This is a genomic window from Pseudomonas syringae (assembly GCF_021606685.1).
GTDB classification, from domain to species: Bacteria; Pseudomonadota; Gammaproteobacteria; order Pseudomonadales; family Pseudomonadaceae; genus Aquipseudomonas; species Aquipseudomonas syringae_R.
In genome coordinates this window covers 56,688-74,813 of record NZ_WKCB01000001.1, presented here as the reverse complement: position 1 = coordinate 74,813, position 18,126 = coordinate 56,688, and the positions used below count along the sequence as shown (strand labels likewise).

Annotated in this window: 14 protein-coding genes and 6 pseudogenes; 13 read left to right on the top strand and 7 right to left on the bottom strand. The window is 53.0% G+C overall.

What is annotated here, in order from left to right:
• Nucleotides 1–6 precede the first annotated feature (6 nt).
• Nucleotides 7–183 (top strand): annotated as a pseudogene (locus tag GIW02_RS00255) (universal stress protein); the annotation flags it as partial.
• Between the two features lie 122 nt (nucleotides 184–305).
• On the opposite strand, the pseudogene GIW02_RS00250 reads toward GIW02_RS00255, so the two are convergent.
• A pseudogene (locus tag GIW02_RS00250) lies at nucleotides 306–441 on the bottom strand (GNAT family N-acetyltransferase); the annotation flags it as partial.
• A 267-nt stretch (nucleotides 442–708) separates the two neighbouring features.
• Here GIW02_RS00250 and GIW02_RS00245 point away from each other — a divergent pair.
• Nucleotides 709–1,770: a GGDEF domain-containing protein gene (locus GIW02_RS00245; RefSeq protein ID WP_122822220.1), complete on the top strand. Its 1,062-nt coding sequence runs from the start codon at nucleotides 709–711 to the stop codon at nucleotides 1,768–1,770.
• Between the two features lie 407 nt (nucleotides 1,771–2,177).
• On the opposite strand, the pseudogene GIW02_RS00240 reads toward GIW02_RS00245, so the two are convergent.
• Nucleotides 2,178–2,492, bottom strand: a pseudogene (locus GIW02_RS00240) (IS66 family transposase); the annotation flags it as partial.
• Between the two features lie 417 nt (nucleotides 2,493–2,909).
• Here GIW02_RS00240 and GIW02_RS27110 point away from each other — a divergent pair.
• The 9 genes and pseudogenes from GIW02_RS27110 to GIW02_RS00200 form a co-directional block, all read left to right on the top strand.
• A pseudogene (locus GIW02_RS27110) lies at nucleotides 2,910–4,070 on the top strand (HAMP domain-containing protein); the annotation flags it as partial.
• Nucleotides 4,071–4,934 carry a methyl-accepting chemotaxis protein gene (locus GIW02_RS27105; protein WP_419789529.1) on the top strand — a complete coding sequence of 288 codons (864 nt, stop codon included), beginning with the start codon at nucleotides 4,071–4,073 and terminating at the stop codon, nucleotides 4,932–4,934. It abuts the pseudogene before it with no gap.
• A gap of 256 nt (nucleotides 4,935–5,190) precedes the next feature.
• A complete protein-coding gene (locus GIW02_RS00230; RefSeq protein ID WP_122822218.1) occupies nucleotides 5,191–7,239 on the top strand; it encodes a hybrid sensor histidine kinase/response regulator in 2,049 nt (682 codons plus the stop codon).
• Between the two features lie 127 nt (nucleotides 7,240–7,366).
• On the top strand, nucleotides 7,367–8,548 hold the full coding sequence (locus GIW02_RS00225) for a GGDEF domain-containing protein (protein ID WP_122822217.1): 1,182 nt from the start codon (nucleotides 7,367–7,369) through the stop codon (nucleotides 8,546–8,548).
• A 269-nt stretch (nucleotides 8,549–8,817) separates the two neighbouring features.
• Complete coding sequence (locus GIW02_RS00220; RefSeq protein ID WP_122822216.1) at nucleotides 8,818–9,180, top strand: histone-like nucleoid-structuring protein, MvaT/MvaU family; 363 nt, start codon at nucleotides 8,818–8,820, stop codon at nucleotides 9,178–9,180.
• 383 nt (nucleotides 9,181–9,563) lie between these two features.
• Nucleotides 9,564–10,745, top strand: coding sequence for a GGDEF domain-containing protein (locus GIW02_RS00215; RefSeq protein WP_122822215.1), 1,182 nt, complete (start codon nucleotides 9,564–9,566; stop codon nucleotides 10,743–10,745).
• A gap of 328 nt (nucleotides 10,746–11,073) precedes the next feature.
• Nucleotides 11,074–11,232: pseudogene (locus GIW02_RS00210) on the top strand (transposase domain-containing protein); the annotation flags it as partial.
• 12 nt (nucleotides 11,233–11,244) lie between these two features.
• Nucleotides 11,245–11,901 carry a VOC family protein gene (locus GIW02_RS00205; RefSeq protein WP_122476224.1) on the top strand — a complete coding sequence of 219 codons (657 nt, stop codon included), beginning with the start codon at nucleotides 11,245–11,247 and terminating at the stop codon, nucleotides 11,899–11,901.
• Between the two features lie 570 nt (nucleotides 11,902–12,471).
• Nucleotides 12,472–12,735: a CsbD family protein gene (locus GIW02_RS00200; protein WP_122822264.1), complete on the top strand. Its 264-nt coding sequence runs from the start codon at nucleotides 12,472–12,474 to the stop codon at nucleotides 12,733–12,735.
• A 49-nt stretch (nucleotides 12,736–12,784) separates the two neighbouring features.
• On the opposite strand, the gene GIW02_RS00195 is transcribed toward GIW02_RS00200, so the two are convergent.
• From GIW02_RS00195 to GIW02_RS00185, 3 genes are all read right to left on the bottom strand, one after another.
• The gene (locus tag GIW02_RS00195) at nucleotides 12,785–13,261 is read right to left on the bottom strand and encodes a hypothetical protein (protein ID WP_122822214.1); all 477 of its coding nucleotides are present in this window, start codon (nucleotides 13,259–13,261) and stop codon (nucleotides 12,785–12,787) included.
• On the bottom strand, nucleotides 13,258–13,467 hold the full coding sequence (locus GIW02_RS00190) for a hypothetical protein (protein ID WP_122822213.1): 210 nt from the start codon (nucleotides 13,465–13,467) through the stop codon (nucleotides 13,258–13,260). The genes GIW02_RS00195 and GIW02_RS00190 overlap by 4 nt, the downstream gene beginning before the upstream one ends.
• 164 nt (nucleotides 13,468–13,631) lie before the next feature.
• Complete coding sequence (locus GIW02_RS00185) at nucleotides 13,632–14,558, bottom strand: alpha/beta hydrolase (protein WP_164444776.1); 927 nt, start codon at nucleotides 14,556–14,558, stop codon at nucleotides 13,632–13,634.
• Nucleotides 14,559–14,679: 121 nt separating this feature from the next.
• Here GIW02_RS00185 and GIW02_RS00180 point away from each other — a divergent pair, with 121 nt between their 5' ends.
• On the top strand, nucleotides 14,680–15,618 hold the full coding sequence (locus GIW02_RS00180; RefSeq protein WP_236418332.1) for a LysR family transcriptional regulator: 939 nt from the start codon (nucleotides 14,680–14,682) through the stop codon (nucleotides 15,616–15,618).
• Nucleotides 15,619–15,773: 155 nt separating this feature from the next.
• A pseudogene (locus tag GIW02_RS00175) lies at nucleotides 15,774–16,241 on the top strand (IS66 family transposase); the annotation flags it as partial.
• 62 nt (nucleotides 16,242–16,303) lie between these two features.
• On the opposite strand, the gene GIW02_RS00170 reads toward GIW02_RS00175, so the two are convergent.
• Both GIW02_RS00170 and GIW02_RS00165 read right to left on the bottom strand, forming a co-directional pair.
• Nucleotides 16,304–17,248, bottom strand: coding sequence for a DMT family transporter (locus tag GIW02_RS00170; RefSeq protein ID WP_236418333.1), 945 nt, complete (start codon nucleotides 17,246–17,248; stop codon nucleotides 16,304–16,306).
• A 79-nt stretch (nucleotides 17,249–17,327) separates the two neighbouring features.
• Complete coding sequence (locus GIW02_RS00165) at nucleotides 17,328–18,056, bottom strand: helix-turn-helix domain-containing protein (protein WP_098466033.1); 729 nt, start codon at nucleotides 18,054–18,056, stop codon at nucleotides 17,328–17,330.
• Nucleotides 18,057–18,126 lie beyond the last annotated feature (70 nt).

Genomic DNA, 18,126 nt, shown 5'->3' with positions numbered 1-18,126 from the left:
TCCTCATTGGCGGTCTTCGATTACGCAGCATGGGCCTGGCTACGCCTCAGCGCTCCCCTGACCTTGCTGCATGTATTGGATGAGGAGAAATGCCCTGCATCTGCAGACCTGAGCGGCAATATCGGCCTTGGCAGTCAAGAGCATTTGCTGGAGGAGCTGGCTACATTATCTCAAAGATGTGCTGACACGTTGCCGACACAGATAGCCAGTAAGATCGTGCAATTGCTACCGAATCAAAGGATGCCGGCCTGTTGAATAATGAATCGCCCCGAAGCATAAGCTAGGAGCGATTCACTACTACAGCTCTAGCCGGGCAGGCTCAGGTACAGCAAGGGGAGGGGCGGCCCTCGCCATCCAGCGGAGAAAGACCTGTTTGAACACACCCGCAATGTAAATAAACCCTACCGCTTCGGGATTCTTTTCTTTCACATCAACACTCAAGGGGGGGGGCTAGCATTGGGGACAGTTGACTTTTCCAGGGCTACCTCACGGTTCCTAGGTCACAAAATAGAGCCTAGCGGACAGCTTTTACCTTATACCCAAATCAGGTCGATGTGATTCGGCGGCCCGCTTAATTCAGCGTGACCGAAAATCGACTCTCGACGGTAATAGATAGATGGTTGGCGGAGTTGCCAATTTCAGTGTGGATAAGAGGTACACTGGTGGTTGCCAATTGCCACTACAGTTTGCATGACCGAAGGAAATACGATGCCCAACCGTATTGACCATAGCGAGAAACACAGACGCATGATGCTCAAGTCGCTGCTTTGGACAACTCTGTGCTTTGGTATCTTCTTCTCACTGTTCAACGCCAACCGTGGTTACTGGCTGCTGGCCGGGCTGGAACTAGCTTACGCGTTCATCTCGCTGTACATGCTGATGATCATTGACCGCACCAAAAAACTACAAGTCCTGACCATCATTTATCTGCTGCCATTTTTCACTGTTATGATGTTCACGCTCGCCTCGCCAGAGACATCGGTAGGAATATTTGCCTGGATCCAGACCATACCGATAATTCTTTACCTGCTGCTTGGCTTACGTCTGGGGCTGATTGGTTCTCTGCTGTTCGTCAGTCTTGGCCTGTACATGATCACCAGGCACCATGCAGAAAAGAGTCCAGTGGACGATATTGGCTTCGTTCTCGACATTGGTCTAGCGACATTGGCAATCACCATTTTCTCGCACACTTATGAGCGTACCCGAGTTCTTACCGAGCAGCGTCTGATAGAGCTAGTTACTACCGACCACTTAACCGGCTTGGCTAATCGCGCGAAGCTGGCCGAGGTATTTCAGCGTGAGTCAGAGTTTGCTCTACGTAATGGTACTCCCCTAGCGCTGGTGTACCTGGATATAGATCACTTCAAGCAAATTAACGACCGTTTTGGCCATGACGCAGGTGACCAAGCGCTCTGCCATTTTGCCAGCATACTAACGAAACGTCTGCGTGCCACCGATCTACTTTGTCGTCTGGGCGGAGAGGAGTTCGCCGCTCTGTTGCCGGGGGCCAGGGCGGAACAGGCCATGCTAATCGCAGAAACCTTGCGCGAGCACCTTGCCGCGACGCCCTTAGAGCTCAGTGGCCAGCAACTGAACATGACCCTAAGTGCGGGTGTCGCAGTCTTCGGTGGTAATTGCGAGCACCTTGACGATCTGTTGAAGGTGGCAGATGGTCGTGCCTATGCAGCCAAGCGTGCGGGACGCAACCGAGTGGTCGGTATCGACCCCCCGTCACAGACAGAAATACGCGCTAACGACAGTGCTTATTAGGGCTGTTCACGTTTCGCATGGTAAGTCGTAGAATTGAACAAGCAGGTTGCGAGGGTACTTTCGCAATTTCTGTTCAACGTGTCGAATCGCGACGTCACTGATAGTCACTTCTTGAGTCGCGTGAATGAGTGGTGTAAATGTTACCGTTCATCCTGTAACCGCCACACCACAGATGACAGGCGGGCGCTCACACGTCCCAGGCAAAGAGCGCTATCGTCGACTACATCACGCCAATTTTCTTGCTATATAGACCAGAGTTGGTGGTATCCCTACACAAAATCTCCATTCGTCTTATCAGTACGGTTAAGTCATTTTCAAGACCCTGCGTATGCGTCCGTCCATCACGCCTAGCGTGATTAAACCGGTTGTCACTTATGCGGCAGCAACTGATCGATCAAACTCGCCCGCTACGTCGGCAGACGCGCGAGCACGTCCTTCAAATAAGCATATACATCATGCCCATTTAGTCGCGCAGACTGGATCACAATCATGATCGCCGCCGCCCGTTTTCCGCTGCGCAGCGATCTGGCGAAGAGTCAGTTCTTGCGTACAAGAGCCCATGGCCTGATTTGATTCTCACACCAATTGTTTTCTATGGGGACGACCCAATCATCCCGGTAGCGCGACAGCGCTGCCCAGCGTTTCAGGCTGTAATCCAGCACTAAAATGATGGCCGAACCCTAGGGCACCAGATCGCGCTGGGCGATCATGCAGGCATGCAGCCTATCCATCACCTGTACAGGTTTTCCTACCGTATTTGGCGCCGTAAATCCGGTTCCAGGTCGCGGACTTCGCTCTCGATTTCGTACAGCGACTGGATGTACCGCAAGGATTGCTCGGAAATCCACTCGCCTAACTGAGTTAACGACCGAAGCAATTCCCCCTGAAGAGCTCCATTGAAATGGTGATGGCTCAGCGACATCACTGCTCTCAAGGCGTTCCAAAGCTGTACAAAAATAAATGGCTGTACAACTTTTGATAAAGTTATCAATCTCAGTGCCGACAGGATGACTGAAACGTTTAATTACATAAAACGTGATTAGCCGAATGAGCCAGACAGAGCCAGGCATTCGAGAAAATGGAGCGTTCTCAACAAAAAACTAACTACAAACTGTCCCATTCCGGGCTGTGAGAACTCTATGAATATCCTTGCTCCTGCCATAAACCTAGCTAACCGTTTACGCTTCCCCGCGAAATTTGGTGTGCTTGCAATCATCGTCCTAATCCCTTTGGTTCTGCTCGGCACGCGTGTGATCCATCAGATCAACGGAAGCCTTGAGGTCATTCGCTCGGAACAAGTAGGCCAGCGCTATCTATTGGACGTAACGCCTGTACTGCGCCTATCGATGTTGCAACGCGCACTCACGAACCGCTTGCTCAGCGGGGATAGAAATGCTCAAGCCGATCTGTCGGCCAACCAGTTGAAGTTGGAGGACGCGTTTTCGAAACTGGCCGCCACCGACAGGCAATTCAACACGCAGCTGGAAACCGGTGATCGCGTGCAGCGTCTGCACACGGCGGCACAGCGTTTGATTGAGCAGGCAAAGGCCGATGCCAACCAAAACGAGATGTTCGACAACTGGAACGATCAACTCACCGAGACATTGAACTTCGTGTACTACGTATCGGCCACGTCGGGCATGGTGTTGGATGAAGATTACGCATCGCTGTTCATGATCGACCAGAGCACCCTGAGGCTGCCACGGCAAATCAACATCGTCGGGCAATTGCGCGGTCTTGCCAGCGGACTGCATGACGGACAAACGTTGAGTTCGGGGGCGCGCAGCGTTATCAAGTCGATGCTCAAAAATGAGTTACTCGTCCACAAAGAACTTCAACAAAGCCTGGCCCTGTTGCGTCGCAGAGAACCTGCCCTCGCCGACAGTATTCAGGCACCGATCACCAGTGCTTTTGTGAGCCTTGACAGTTTCCGTGCCGACCTTGAAGTATTAATTGACGCACCAAGCGACACCATCACCGGCGTTCAGAATCTGCCAGGCAAAGGCAATGCGGTGGTCGCTGAGTTGTACAAGGCGCAAGACACACTGCAAGACGCACTGCTGAATGCGCTTGAACGACGAGTTCAGGAAAAAACCTCGGAACGGCTATTCATCCTGGGCATGTTTGCCATTCTTGGCCTGTTGCTGGTGTATGTGTTCAGCGGTATCTATAGCGCCATGCGCCGCACCATCAACGACGTTTTGGTAGCTACCCAACTCATTGCACAGGGTGACCTGAGCGTGCGCATTCAAGTACGGGGCAAAGATGAAATGGCCGACGTTGGTAATGGCCTTAACCATATGGTGCAAGCCTTTAGCTCCTCGCTTGCTCAGGTCGAGCGCAGTTCACAATCGGTCTCCGATGCGGCGGAGCGTATAGGTGTGTCGATTGACCGGGCTAAGCGCGCGATGAGCGCACAGCAAAGCGAAACCGAACAAGTCGCAACGGCTATCAACGAGATGACAGCCAGCGTTGCGGACGTGGCGCAAAACACCGAGGGTGCCGCACACGCCGCTGAGCACGCCAGCCAGTCCTCCAACACCGGCCTGGCGAAGATGCAGGAAACCCGCGTGACTATTGAAGCCTTGGCCGATGAGGTGGAGCGCAGTGCGCAAAAGGTTTCGGCGCTTGCGCAACACAGCCAGCAGATCGGTGGCGTTATCGAGGTGATCCGTAACATTGCTGATCAAACAAACCTGCTGGCGTTGAACGCGGCCATTGAGGCGGCCCGCGCCGGTGAGCAGGGTCGAGGATTCGCGGTGGTCGCCGACGAGGTCAGAACTCTGGCCTCGCGCACACAAAACTCCACCGAAGAGATCCGCCGGATTATTCAAGAGCTTCAACTGGCGACAGGTGACGCCGTCGAACAAATGAAAGCGGGCAAGCTGCGCGCGCAGGAGTGCATCGAGTCCGCTGATCAGGCCTCGACCAGCCTGGATGCAATCAATGACGGCGTTGAGCAAATCGTAGGGATGAACACCCAAATAGCCAGCGCGGCAGTTCAGCAGCACGCCGTCTCGGAGGATATCAATTGCAATGTGACTGAGATTCGTAACGGTAGCCTTGCATTGATGGAGGGCATAGAAGACAACGCTGTTACTGCGGAGGAACTGTCGCTGCTGGCAGGGGAACTGCGTACTGTCGTTTCGCGTTTCAAGCTGTAACGCGACAGTGGGGGAGCCCAATTTGTTGCCTCCCCCAGCCTTTGTTTGCGGGCTTATGCTGGTGCTTATCTGCTCATTCGCTGTTCCATTCGAGCGAGTACGAATTAATTTTTAAACCTTCTCAGGTAAAGGCTAGTCGATGTAAATACAGTGACGCCATATTGATTACTGGTGGTACCTGAATAATGCTCCCACGCCTCTAAAAATAAACGTATTGCCAAGCTTCCAAGCGCTTGGTTGAGACAGGTTGAAAGCGATGAATCACGATGCTATTGATGGTATTCCCATCGACTATGCAGATCTCTACCAGCAGGCTCAGCAGGCATCTGAACGGCTTCAGCTGGCACTTGATGCAGGTGCCATCATTGGTACGTGGGTTTGGGATGTGCCAGCAGATCGCTTTACCGCAGATGAACGCTTCGCGCGTTCATTCGGTCTTTCGCCTGACCTGTGTTTAAAAGGGTTGCCACTGGAACTCGTCACGGCCTCTATTCATACGGATGACTTTGCGCACGTGCAGAGCAAAGTGACCGATGCGCTCGGAAGAGGTGGTGCCTACCGCTGCGAATATCGCGTTTTGCAAAGCGATGGTGTTTACAGATGGGTTGAAGCAAATGGGCGGGTGGAGCTCGATGAGGATCACAAACCGCTGCGTTTTCCTGGCGTCCTTATTGATATCGAAGCGCGGCGGGTAGCAGAGGCCGAACGAGACAGGCTCAACACGCTGCTGCGAACGTTCACTGCCGCAGTCCCAGGCGTAGTATTTGCGAAAGATCGGCAAGGCAGGATGCTTGTAGCTAACCAGGGTACGACAGAGCTAATCGGTAAAAGTCCTGAATTTTACATTGGCAAAACAGATGCCGAGTATCTGGATGACCCGGAACAGGGTCGCGTAATCATGGCGACAGATCGAAGAATTATGGAGAGTGGTCTATCAGAGCAAGTTGAGGAGGAGGTCAGGCTTGCTGATGGCTCTGCCGCTACATGGCTGTCGGCCAAGGCACCACTGTTTGATGAGAGCGGCGAGGTCATTGGACTGATCGGCTCGTCAATCGACGTGACAGATAGGAAGAAAGCTGAGGACGCACTCAAAGAACTTAACCAGACCCTTGAGCAGCGTATTCTTGTTGCCGTCAGTGAACGTGAGAACATCGAGAAAACCTTGCGTCACTCGCAAAAGATGGAAGTGGTGGGCCAGCTCACAGGGGGCATCGCACACGACTTCAATAACATTTTAGCTGGCATCTCGGGCAGTCTGGAATTGATGCAGACTCGACTCGCTCAAGGGCGCTCAGCAGATGTTGATAAGTACCTTGCTGTTGCCCAGAGTGCTGTCAAGAGGGCGAGTGCCCTCACTCATCGCCTTTTGGCGTTTTCTCGACGCCAAACACTGACACCTCAGCTAACTGATGTGAAGGCGCTTATCGAGGGAATGGTAGAACTGATTTCACGGGCTGTTGGGCCTTCGATTAGCATCGACGTCAAAGAGATGGAGGGATTGTGGCCTGCGTTGATTGACTCTGCCCAGTTGGAGAACTCGTTACTCAATCTCTGTCTGAATGCGCGTGACTCGATGCCTGACGGGGGGCGAATAGTCATATCGGCGTCCAATGAATGGCTTGAAAAAAACGACGAACTCGATCATGAAATCGTACCCGGTCGATACCTTCGTATATCTATTTCGGATAACGGCTCGGGTATGACTCCTGAGACGCTCTCCAAAGCGTTTGAGCCGTTCTTTACCACCAAGCCTTTCGGTACAGGTACAGGCCTAGGACTCTCAATGGTTTTCGGTTTTACACGTCAGTCCGGTGGCGATATCAAGGTTGAATCTTCGCCGGGTAGAGGAACGACCGTATCGATTTTTCTGCCACGCCACGATGGCCACGTTACGCCAAATCCTGACGAGACTGATATCAGTGATGACCATTCTGGACGAAAGCGGGAAACCATACTGATAGTCGATGACGAGCCTTCAATCCGGATGCTTGTGGCTGACGTACTGAGTAATCTTGGATACGCCACGCTTGAGGCTGCTGACGGTGTAGATGGCTTGAAAATTCTTCAGTCTGACGCGGTTGTAGACTTGCTCATTACTGACGTCGGATTGCCAGGTGGAATGAACGGTCGACAAATGGCAGGGGTTGGTCGCAAATCTCGCCCCAATCTCCCTGTCCTCTTCATCACAGGTTATGCCGAAAGCGCTGTATTAAAAGACGTCCATCTCGAACCCTGTACGCATGTTCTAACTAAGCCATTTGGGCTGGATGTTCTGACTTCTATGGTGGCGGATTTGGTCGAATAGTCCACGTTGTGAAGGCGCGGCCAGTTGCGAGTGACAGTGGATTTGGAATGCAAAATATCTTTCTGACGTTTGAATCGCTCAACTAAACTTGCGATCAGCCACTCCTGCCAGCACTCGGTGAGCCGCCATGATCGCCCATACGCCCACTCTCTTTGCCTGTGTCGCTTTAGTCGCAACCATCATGGCTTTTTGTTTAATCCTGGTCGGACAGTTCAACCAGCGTGACGGCCTTCTAACGATTGGCTTTGGTTTGTTAGCGCACGCCTTGGCCTATATTGGCTATACGTTCTATGGCCATGCACCGTTGTGGTTGACCTACGGCGCTGCCAATACCCTGCTGGCAGTAGCACTGGCTTTTTATGGGGCCAGTGTTTTTCGGATTGTCGAGCTTCCTGTCGCCTGGTGGCGAGTGTTTGCTCCAGCAGCATTGATGCTGGTGTTGATGGTCAGTTTGATCGATACGCTGGAACCGCGAATGCTCGCTGCTACGCTCGTGTTGATGGTGCAGTGTTCATTGATCATCTACTGGACGCGCCGGCACATTCCCGCCCAAGGTCGTGCACGCATGTTGTTGATCATCGGATCGAGTATCAGCCTGATCGGCTTGGGTATGCGGGTTGTCGCCGTGCTTGGCGGAGGTGCTGCGCAAATGCGTTACGACGTAAGCAACCTCAAGCAAACAATATCGGTAAGTATCGGTACGTTCACCGCGATGATGATCTCCCTCGGCTTGGTGCTCCTGGCCAAAGAGCGTAGCGAGTCTTTGCTTCAGCACATGGCGCTGCGAGATGTGCTGACCGGTATCCTGAGTCGTAGAGCCATCCTTGAGCAGTTTTCGACGGATTTGGAGCGTGCACGACGAGAGGGTTCCAGCCTGGCAGTCGCTATGGTCGATATCGATCACTTCAAACAGATCAACGACAGGTATGGCCATCTGGCGGGAGACGAAGTGATTAGCCACTGCGCCAATCATCTAACCCAGCGTATTCGCCATTCCGACAGTATTGGTCGTTATGGAGGTGAGGAGTTTTTGATCTTGCTGCCGACCACTAATACTGACGGGGCCTTGGGTGTACTAGATGAGTTGCGCGCCTCTTTAGCTGAGTCGTCAGCTCAATATGGTGAGGCAAAAATTTCGGTGCGCATCAGTATTGGTGTTTGCTGTGTGGTGCCCAATGAGGACGATACGACAGCCGCCGCGCTAGCCAAGGCGGACGCGGCGCTTTATGACGCTAAAGCATCAGGGCGCAACACTTTGAAGCTGGTGCAGTCATACCCCCAACAGAATGAGGCACCTCTAATGCTGTAGACGCAGCACTAAAAAACTTCCTCCTATCAGCGTAAGCATTCTCCTGCACTTCCTTATTGATCGTATGCGCCCGATGACTGGCCCGAAGCGAGCAGGATGACTCTGCGAATCAGGGGGCACAGATCTTTTAAAGCTCTCGATCTCCTGCGGAGTGCTTCCCCTGGCTAATGGTTTGCATGACAACGATGCTAAGGAACACTGATACTTCTGCTTCATCCGAGTGTCTATTCTGTTGTAACGTGAAAATACTAATTACTCAGGAAACCTCCATGTCCAAACTCGCAGAATTCCGCCAGCTCGAAAAGCACCTCGCCGCACAGCTCCAAGCGCTCGAAGCCCTCAAGGGTGACGCTGGCCTCAAGAAAGAAATCGAATTTGAAACGAAGCTGCGTGATTTGCTCGCAAAATACGGCTACAGCCTCAAGGACGTGATCAATCTGCTGGATCCACAGGCTGGTCGTCGCGCTCCAGTATCTGAGCCTAAAGCCACACGCAAGGCTCGCCAGGTGAAGGTTTATAAGAACCCACACACCGGTGAAATCATTGAAACGAAAGGCGGGAACCATCGCGGCCTGAAGGAATGGAAAACTGAGCATGGCGCAGCGACTGTCGAGTCCTGGCTAAGCAAGTGATTTGGGGTTGAGTACATAGGGGCCAGTGATGGCCCTTTTTTGGGCTTAACTTTTGGTTCGCCGGCAGCGCTCTCAGCATTACCAGACTTCCTCTCAGCAGCGCGCCCATTTTTTCTCCAGGTAAATGGAACCCCGCACGTAAGGTAGGTTTTACAAGAAGCTCACTCTTTCCATTGCTTCACCTATACGAACTGCTAGGTGGGTTGTGGAAATACCAGCGATGCGAAGTTGCAGAAATCCTTTTCCCGACGAGTTAATGGCGCCGTACAGGTATCTCGATACCAGTCCTAAGCATCGAAGCTCAAAGGGCTTGGTAGTGGCACTCGGCCATTTCGACTAAACTTGCGCCTAAGAGGTGCTAGTGCAGGCGCCAGGTGAACCCTATGATTGCTCACACCCCTACGCTTTTCGCCTGTGTCGCTTTGGTAGCGACGATTATGGCTTTTTGTTTGATCCTAGTCGGACAGTTCAACCAGCGTGATGGCCTTCTAACGATAGGCTTCGGTCTGTTAGCGCATGCATTAGCCTACATCGGCTATACGTTCTATGGTCACGCACCGTTGTGGTTGACCTACGGCTCCGCCAACACCCTATTGGCAGTGGCACTATCCTTCTATGGGGCCAGTGTCTTCCGGGTTGTCGAGCTTCCTGTCGCATGGTGGCGAGTGTTTGCTCCAGCAGCATTGATGCTGGTGTTGATGGTCACTTTGATCGATACGCTAGAACCGCGAATGCTGGCTGCTACGGTGGTGTTGATGGTGCAGTGCTCATTGATCATTTACTGGACTCACCGGCACATTCCCGTCCAGGGTCGTGCACGCATGTTGTTGATCATCGGATCAAGCATCAGTCTGATCGGTTTGGGTATGCGAGTCGTGGCAGTGCTTGGCGGAGGGGCTGCGGAAATGCGTTACGACGTGAGTAACCTCAAGCAAACGATCTCGGTCAGCATTGGTACCTTCACTGCGATGATGATCTCCCTGGGCTTGGTGCTCCTGGCTAAAGAGCGCAGCGAGGCTTTGCTTCAGCACATGGCGCTGCGAGATGTGCTGACCGGTATCCTAAATCGTCGAGCCATCCTTGATCAGTTTTCGAGGGAGTTGGAGCGTGCGCGCCGAGACGGTTCGAGCCTGGCAGTTGCTATGGTCGATATTGATCACTTCAAGCATATCAACGACAGGTATGGCCATCTGGCAGGAGATGAAGTTATTAGGCACTGTGCCAATCATCTAACCCAGCGTATTCGCCATTCCGACAGTATTGGTCGTTATGGAGGTGAGGAGTTTTTGATCTTGCTGCCGACCACTAATACTGACGGGGCCTTGGGTGTACTAGATGAGTTGCGCGCCTCTTTAGCTGAGTCGTCAGCTCAATATGGTGAGGCAAAAATTTCGGTGCGCATCAGTATTGGTGTTTGCTGCGTTGTACCCAATGAGGGCGACGCGATAGCCAATTTGCTTGCCAAGGCGGACGCGGCGCTTTATGAAGCAAAGGCGTCAGGGCGCAATACTTTGAAGCTCGTGCAGTCATACCCCCAACAGAATGAAGCGCCTTTAATACTGTAGCCGCAGCACTAAAGAACTTCCTCCCAGTAGCATGATCATTCTCCTACACGTCCTTATTGATCGTATGCGCCGGATGAGACTGCCCCGAAGCGAGCAGTAAGGTTATACGATTCAGGGGCGGAACTCTTGGCCGTCCCGGTAGCGAGCGAGGTTCTCTTGCGACATCAAGATTAGCCCGCTGAATTAGCATCATGACCTCACATAAAACGGAACAGCTTGTCTGCCGACGGCCTAGCTCCCAGGTGCAATCACCGGCACTGGGTAGATTCCTGTTAGGGCGCCGGCATTGACGCTCAGCGCGCTGCAATAAACCCCAAACAGCTGCGCCAGATTTGCCGGGGTCATGAGCTTGATCCAGTCGGCACGCATGAACGGGCACGATCCATATATCTATCTGAAGGACGTTTTGACTCGCCTGCCGACGCAGCGGGCGAGCGAAGTTACTGACCTGTTGCCGACTAATTGGGCAATCAAATCACAGGATTGAAGGAAATTAACGATGGAAATAGATCACATTTTTATTTGTGTAAATGATGACGGTCGAGGCGCTGACGCACTGAAAGCCCTAGGGCTCGTTGAAGGGACGCCAAATGTACATCCGGGCCAAGGCACTGCGAATAGAAGGTTCTTCTTCCGAAATTCTTTCATCGAGCTTTTACATCTCACCGATGAATCAGAAGCTCAAAGTCAGTTAACAGCGCCAACCCAACTCTTTGACCGCCTCAAGTGCGCAGATGGAATCGCCGCGCCCTTTGGAGTTTGCTTCAGACCGTCCACCGTAGGGGAGAAGCCAATATTTCCAGTTTGGGAGTATCGACCTGTCTACCTGCCAACTGCCCTGAAAGTCGAAGTGGGATATGCGCCTATATCCGAACCGATGTGGTTTTTTCTTTCGTTTGCCAAGAGACCAGATGAGGCTCCGGTTGAGCGAGCGCAGCCGTTTGAACATTCCAGCGGCTTTCGCGAAATTACATCTGTGCGAGTTACCACTCCCAACAGCCAAGCTTTTTCTACCCCTGCAAATTGCGCAAACCAGCTGAAAGGATTTGAAATTGTTCATGGTGATGAGCATCTGGTCGTATTGGAAATCGATCATGGCGCAAGTGGCCAGACACAAGATTTCCGTCCAGGATTGCCCATGGTTCTGAACTGGTGATGTATTGACCTAACCATTCAGCCAACATCTCGTTCTGATCCCAATGCGGGGGCTCTGGCGTGTGATTCGTCGAGGTTTGGATTCAGAAGAGGTGTTGGCCCGGCGCTTACTCATCGCAACGTGCCTTAACCGGACGCTTACACTTGGGCGACAAGGATGTCGCTTTCGCTTCGTTTTTTTGGGGTTTAGGTAAAGCTCCGCTCATGGCTAATCACTTGTGGTTAAACACATCATGATCTGCTGGACGGAGTTAGCCGATTCAAATCCGGTTGGCGAGCAGTAAAGTGAATAGAGAGGCGCTCCCAGGAGCGCCTCTTTTTTTGGCGCTACTGACGAGCGGTCGTCAATAGCCAGCCTCCAGGTTATTTGTCTTGTTTGAAGCTCTGGCAGATCACGTCTAGGTCATCCCACGGCGTGCAGTGCTGCCCAGCATAACCAGAACCCGGAAGGTGCTCAAAAGCGTTCCCTCGTTGAGTCTCAGGCTGCTGGGAATGGCATGTCTTGCAGGACACAATGCCGCCAGCAAGACGCCAGCGAGTGTTCCAAGTAATCAAATCTTCGTTTGCAGTCATGACGTTATCCGGTTGCCAGCCCTCAATCATAGAAGGTGTAGCAGAAAAGCTGGCCGGCAAGGCGCAGAGCGCGGTCGGGAAGCTGATTGGTGATTCGAAGATGGAAGCTGAAGGTGCTGGGCATCAAGCAGCTGGACAACTGACTAAAACCTACGGCGATACACTGGATAGCGTATTCACGTTCGTTAAAGAAAAACCAGTCACTGCACTCGCGATAGGTGCTGCAGCGCTGATCCTGATCAACCGCATTTTTCGTCGCTGAACGAGTTGGAGGTGTCTCCAACCTGGTGACACTTCCTGCTAAGTTGGGCTTACTGTGAGCTGATCCAACCTTCAAGTTTTTGCAGTCTGCCCATATCGAGAAGTTTCTGTTTTCCGGTTCCCAGAAGCGTGAAGAGCATTTGTCTGTCCTCTAGCGAGGGAAACCACTCAGCCATCTCGACATTGCTGTGCTTAGAATCGCTTAGAGTCCACTTAACGATCATGTCGGAAGCCGCTCGGTAATGATCGGCCATGAAGAAGCGTTTGCCTTCTGATGCCCAGCCTAGCTTCGCCAACTGGTCGGTAACGTCGCATATTCCAGCGTCACCAAAGAAGTCGGTGGTATCAGGATAATGAATACCTGCAAGCGACACTTTTGCCACGCTCGTATCTCTGTTGAAGTACGACAGAAAATGCCAACCGCCAGTTGTACTCCCAGCGTGCGGAAAGTTGATCGCCGCCTTGCCAGTGATGTAGTGCGTGCGGGAAACGCGTTTGAGATCAAAATCGAAAAGCGGCTGGGTCATGGGAGTTTTTTGAGCCGGGCCAGCCCCTGTTTGATATGACCAGCGTTCTCACCAATTGTGTAAAGCGCACCACGGACGTTGTCGCCCACTTTCGCATGTCCCTGGGCTTCCACTTGGAGGGTCAACTCCATGAGCGCAGCTTCGAGAGCGAGCTGATTTTGGTACATCCTTTCCAGCACATCCGACAACGAGTATTCCTTTGGCATTGATGTGGCCTCCTTCAGGGAAACTCAGCATAGCGCAGCACAAGAAATGAATACGTATCTAGACAAGGCGAGCTGTCAGACTACTAGCAGTGGATGGGCAAATGGCCTTAGAAAATATGGGTAGAGCCACGATAGCCTAGAAAGCTATCGCGGTTGTTCTGCGTTTAGCGGTTAGCGTCGGCCAAGCCAGCCTCGATGAAGCGAACGGAGCTCTCCATAGCCTGCTGAGCTTCAGGCAGCATGGTGGCGTAGAAGTGCCAGGCGTGGAACATCGCTGGCCATACTTCCAGGTTCACGCGAACGCGGTTATCAGCCAGGTGAGTTGCAAGGCGCATTGCATCACTCAACATCAGCTCGTTCTCGCCGATCTGCACCAAGATCGGTGGAAGACCGGTGACGTCCGCGAACACAGGTGAGGCCAGAGGATGATTGGCCAATGTGTCGCCTAGGAATGCTCTGGCGAGGATGTCCAAGACAGGCTTGGAGTTCAGAGGATCCAGGCCTTCACGGTTGCTCATGGAAGCACCGGTGTGTTCAAGGTTCGCCCATGGTGAGATGGAGGAGCCAACCGCAGGCAATGGAAGCCCTTTCGATTTAGCCGCGACCATGACGCTGACAACCATTGCGCCGCCAGCCGACTCGCCAGAAAACGCAATTTTGTTAGCCGGGATTTTCTGCTCAAGCAACCATTCGTAAGCGCGCAATGTGTCGTCAATAGATGCTGGAAACTTGTGCTCAGGAGCGAGGCGGTAGTCCGGCATGTACACACGAGCACCGAGCATTTTCGCATAGTTGCCGCCGATACCGTGGTAGCCGTCTGGACGTCCTACAATGTACGCGCCGCCGTGGATGTACATCACGACCGCGTCGGTTTTGATCTCGTCCGGAGTAACCAGTGTGCCGGGTACGCCACCCATGTCGACTGCTTCGAATTTAACGCCAGCTGGCGCTGGATTTTGCGCGAGCATTTTTGCGTAAGAGTCGCGGATGTCGCTCATTTTTGTGGTGGTATCGATTCCCTTAAGAACGGGTACCAGATCGCTAAGGCTATTGGCCCAGGTTTGGACGGCTGCTTGGACTTTGGTGTTCATAATGACCTCAATTGATCGCTGGGAGTTGATTAGCTAATTGAGATACTATGCTTACTATTGGGGAATAGGGTTCCCCATAACAGGTGCTAAGCCGCCCGAGCGTTGAGACCACCGAGGCCGTATGGAACTCCATAATCTGAATGATATCGCCGCGTTTGTAAGCTCGGTAAACGCGGGAAGCTTCACTGCGGCGGCAAAGCAACTTGGCCTCACGCGCTCTGCGGTGGGGAAGTCGATAGTCAGGCTTGAGGCTCGTTTACAGGTACGTCTACTGAATCGCACTACGCGTAGCTTGAGCATGACCGATGACGGCCAGGTTCTTTATGAGCGCTGTGTGGGCGTTCTTCAGGATCTGGATGACGTGGAGGATGCTCTTGCGTTTCGTCGTTCGACACCCAGTGGGCGACTGCGGATGAGTTTGCCTGTTGCGTTGGGCAGACTTCATGTCCTTCAGCACATTGAGTGCTGTCTCAAGGATTGGCCCTCCCTGAGCGTTGATATCACCTTCTCTGACAGGCTGGTCGATCTGATCGATGAGGGATTTGATTTGGCCATGCGCATCGGGCCACCGAAGGAAGATTCTCGGTTGCTAACGCGCACTGTGGCCTACCAACAAATGATTACCTGCGTTTCACCCAAGTATTTGGCTGAACATGCTGAGCCTAGAACGCCTGAGGATTTATCCGAGCACCAGTGCCTGCATTTTGTGAGCGGCGGCAGACTGCTTCCTTGGAATTTCCGAGTAAACGGGCGATATGTGCCCGTTACTCATGGTGGAAGACTACAGATGGACAGTGCTGAGTCATTACACCAGTCAGCTGTAGCTGGCCTGGGCATCGCGACTCTTCCTTCCTACGTGGTGAACGACGATTTGAGGAGCGGCAAGCTTGTTCAATTGCTCGCTGGGTATGCAGAGGCCGCAGAGCCTATTCGGGTGATCTACCCTAGCAAGCGGCACCTCTCTCCAAAAATTCGACTCTTCATCGATAAGCTCGTGGAGGCTTGGTCACCATGCCCACCATGGGAGCAGCATTCTGCGGAAGGCATTCACTCTGCATGACCCGTGACCTGCTGATTAACGGCCAGTATGCTTTCGAATGCAGGGGAACATTCCAGGGGCAACCTACGAGGGAGAGTTTGTGGACGCCAAGTGGGACGGTCACGCCTGGGTAATGCTCGCGGATGTGCTCTGCGACCTATCCATCTTCCGAGTAAGCCCTGCGTTATATCCAGTTTCTGTACGAAATCGAAAGCGAAGTCCGCGATCTGGAGCCGGATTTAAGGCGTCGAATACGACAAGAAAAAGCTGTACGGGTGATGAACATGCTCCATGCCTGGATGAGCGCCCAGCGCGATCTGGTGCCCGAAGGCTCAGCCATCAGCAGAGCACTCGATTACAGCCTGAAACGCTGGGCAGCGCTATCACGCTACATCGATGACGGGGCAGTACCCATTGACAACCATTGGGCCGAAAACCAAATCAGGCCATGGGCTCTTGGGCGCGAAAACTGGCTCTTCGCTGGATCACTGCGCAGCGGCAAACGGGCGGCGGCAATCATGACCTTGATCCCGTCTGCGCGGCTGAATGGTTATGATCCATATGCGTATCTGAAGGATGTTCTCACGCGCCTACCGACGCACCGGGCGAGTGAGATCGATCAGTTGCTACCGCATAGTGGGTGACCAATTAATCACAACTGGTAGGGGTAGTCAGTATTCCTGTCGCTATAGCATCTCTGTACGAGTTAAACAGCCGGAGAGTGACGGGGAGTACGATGACAATTCAGACACCACAAGACACCGGTGACCAGAAGTGCAATCGCCGCAATTTCATGTAAGTCGGGCAGCCGATGCTCCCATAGAAATCCAAAAACCAGCGCCGCTAACGTCTCAATCACGAGCACTTGTCCGCTTAGTGCCAGTGGTAGAAGTCGGCTCGCCTGATTCCAGCACGCATTACCCACAACCGAAGATAAAAACGCTACGCCACCGGCTACCATGACAAAGTGTAGCCATTCGGAGTTGTCATGCGTTCCGACCTGCCAGCCCAGGACAGGTACCGCCAAAAGCAGTGACTGAGCGCCAGTCATGACCCCTGTCAGCAGTGCCCAGTCATGGGCGGAAACGCTGGTTACCTGAGCCAGCCGCCGAGCGTTGCTCACTGCGAACCAACTCCATGTCACTAACGCGCCCGCTGCGCATAGAATTCCGGCCACGTTTGTCAGTATATCTGGCTTGTCGCCGTTGATCAGTGCGTGCCAGCTGATGAGTACGACCCCGCCCACAGCGCAGAACAGCGAGGGAGTGAGCTTGCGCAAAGAAATTGCGTTGACGTCATGACGACCTGCCAGCGTGACGAACACCGGAATGAGTCCGACGATCAGAGACGTTGTGGCAATGCCAACCAACTGCACACCGGTGCCCACTAGCGTGTAGTAAATGAGGTTCCCAATCAGGCTAAGCCAGAAGAGTGACTTCCAGTCGGCGGTAGTGAGATTGGCGCAAACGCGCCTCCAGCGGGGCATAAGCAAGGCCACCGAAATCGCGCCGTAGCAGAGAAATCTCAGAACGGCGAATTGCAGGCCGCTCAGCCCCGGGGTGAGCTGGGGGCCGAGGAAGATCACTCCCCAACACAGGCCCGCGCAAACTCCGTAGACAATGCCCTTTAGCAGTAATCGATCAGCAAGCATTTCATCCCCGCTCCAAAGCGTTATGGGTAAAGTCTGGAGCAACTGATTCGGGGAGTATTGTCGGTAACTGCGGGATTTTTTACCCAGACTGTTTTTGCGTTTTACGATAAACCGCCGGGGTCGTGGCCCTCACGCGCTGCATGGCACGGGTCAGCGATGCCTGGTCGCTAAAGCCGGCACGCAAGGCAATCTCGGATATGGTCAATGAGGTTCCACGCAACCATCGTTGAGCTTCTTGCAGGCGTAAATCAGTCAACCAAACTTGAGGACTCATCTCGAACATTAGCCGGAAACGTTGGTGCATCTGACTCATGCTCATTTTTGCTACTTGAGCCATGCTTTCATTGCTCCAGTTCGCTCCAGGATCCGCCTGAATACGTGCGATCAACTGCTTCATGGGGTCTGGAAAGCGGGAGATATCCGGATTTAGAGACGATAAAAGCAGAGGCCCCAATTGGGAGGCCGCGATGGACAATTGTGCATTGCCGATTAGCTCAGCGAACTCTATAAGCCGACGAGTAGCGGGGGAAATGGGCACATATATTTTCTGAGCAAGACGCTCGATCTGGAGCGTTTCCATAATCGTCGGCGCACAGTCCAAAACTAAAAAACGGCTATCAAGGTTAGTCTGCTGCGAATGGATCGAGCCAGGTGTCACAAGCGCTGCCAATGACTGATCAATGCAGCCGCCGCGACCGTTTACGTCAATTTCCATTTCGCCACGAATCGGCAGTACCAATTGAGCATGCTCGTGGTGGTGGTGACGGTCTTCCCTCTCATAGCTGCGAACTTCAAGACTAAGAAACATTACTGCACCTTCCGGCCCGTCTGGTTATCCAAGGTTGACGTCCCAAAACGCCCAATGCGCGCCCGCGTTA

Coding starts and splice junctions, on each gene's coding strand:
- GIW02_RS00225 (WP_122822217.1), top strand. CDS start 7,367: ATGATCGCCCATACGCCCACTCTCTTTGCCTGTGTCGCTTTAGTCGCA.
- GIW02_RS00185 (WP_164444776.1), bottom strand. CDS start 14,558: ATGAACACCAAAGTCCAAGCAGCCGTCCAAACCTGGGCCAATAGCCTT.
- GIW02_RS00195 (WP_122822214.1), bottom strand. CDS start 13,261: ATGACCCAGCCGCTTTTCGATTTTGATCTCAAACGCGTTTCCCGCACG.
- GIW02_RS00215 (WP_122822215.1), top strand. CDS start 9,564: ATGATTGCTCACACCCCTACGCTTTTCGCCTGTGTCGCTTTGGTAGCG.
- GIW02_RS00165 (WP_098466033.1), bottom strand. CDS start 18,056: ATGTTTCTTAGTCTTGAAGTTCGCAGCTATGAGAGGGAAGACCGTCAC.
- GIW02_RS00220 (WP_122822216.1), top strand. CDS start 8,818: ATGTCCAAACTCGCAGAATTCCGCCAGCTCGAAAAGCACCTCGCCGCA.
- GIW02_RS00230 (WP_122822218.1), top strand. CDS start 5,191: ATGAATCACGATGCTATTGATGGTATTCCCATCGACTATGCAGATCTC.
- GIW02_RS00245 (WP_122822220.1), top strand. CDS start 709: ATGCCCAACCGTATTGACCATAGCGAGAAACACAGACGCATGATGCTC.
- GIW02_RS00170 (WP_236418333.1), bottom strand. CDS start 17,248: ATGCTTGCTGATCGATTACTGCTAAAGGGCATTGTCTACGGAGTTTGC.
- GIW02_RS00180 (WP_236418332.1), top strand. CDS start 14,680: ATGGAACTCCATAATCTGAATGATATCGCCGCGTTTGTAAGCTCGGTA.
- GIW02_RS00190 (WP_122822213.1), bottom strand. CDS start 13,467: ATGCCAAAGGAATACTCGTTGTCGGATGTGCTGGAAAGGATGTACCAA.
- GIW02_RS27105 (WP_419789529.1), top strand. CDS start 4,071: ATGGTGCAAGCCTTTAGCTCCTCGCTTGCTCAGGTCGAGCGCAGTTCA.
- GIW02_RS00200 (WP_122822264.1), top strand. CDS start 12,472: ATGACGTTATCCGGTTGCCAGCCCTCAATCATAGAAGGTGTAGCAGAA.
- GIW02_RS00205 (WP_122476224.1), top strand. CDS start 11,245: ATGGAAATAGATCACATTTTTATTTGTGTAAATGATGACGGTCGAGGC.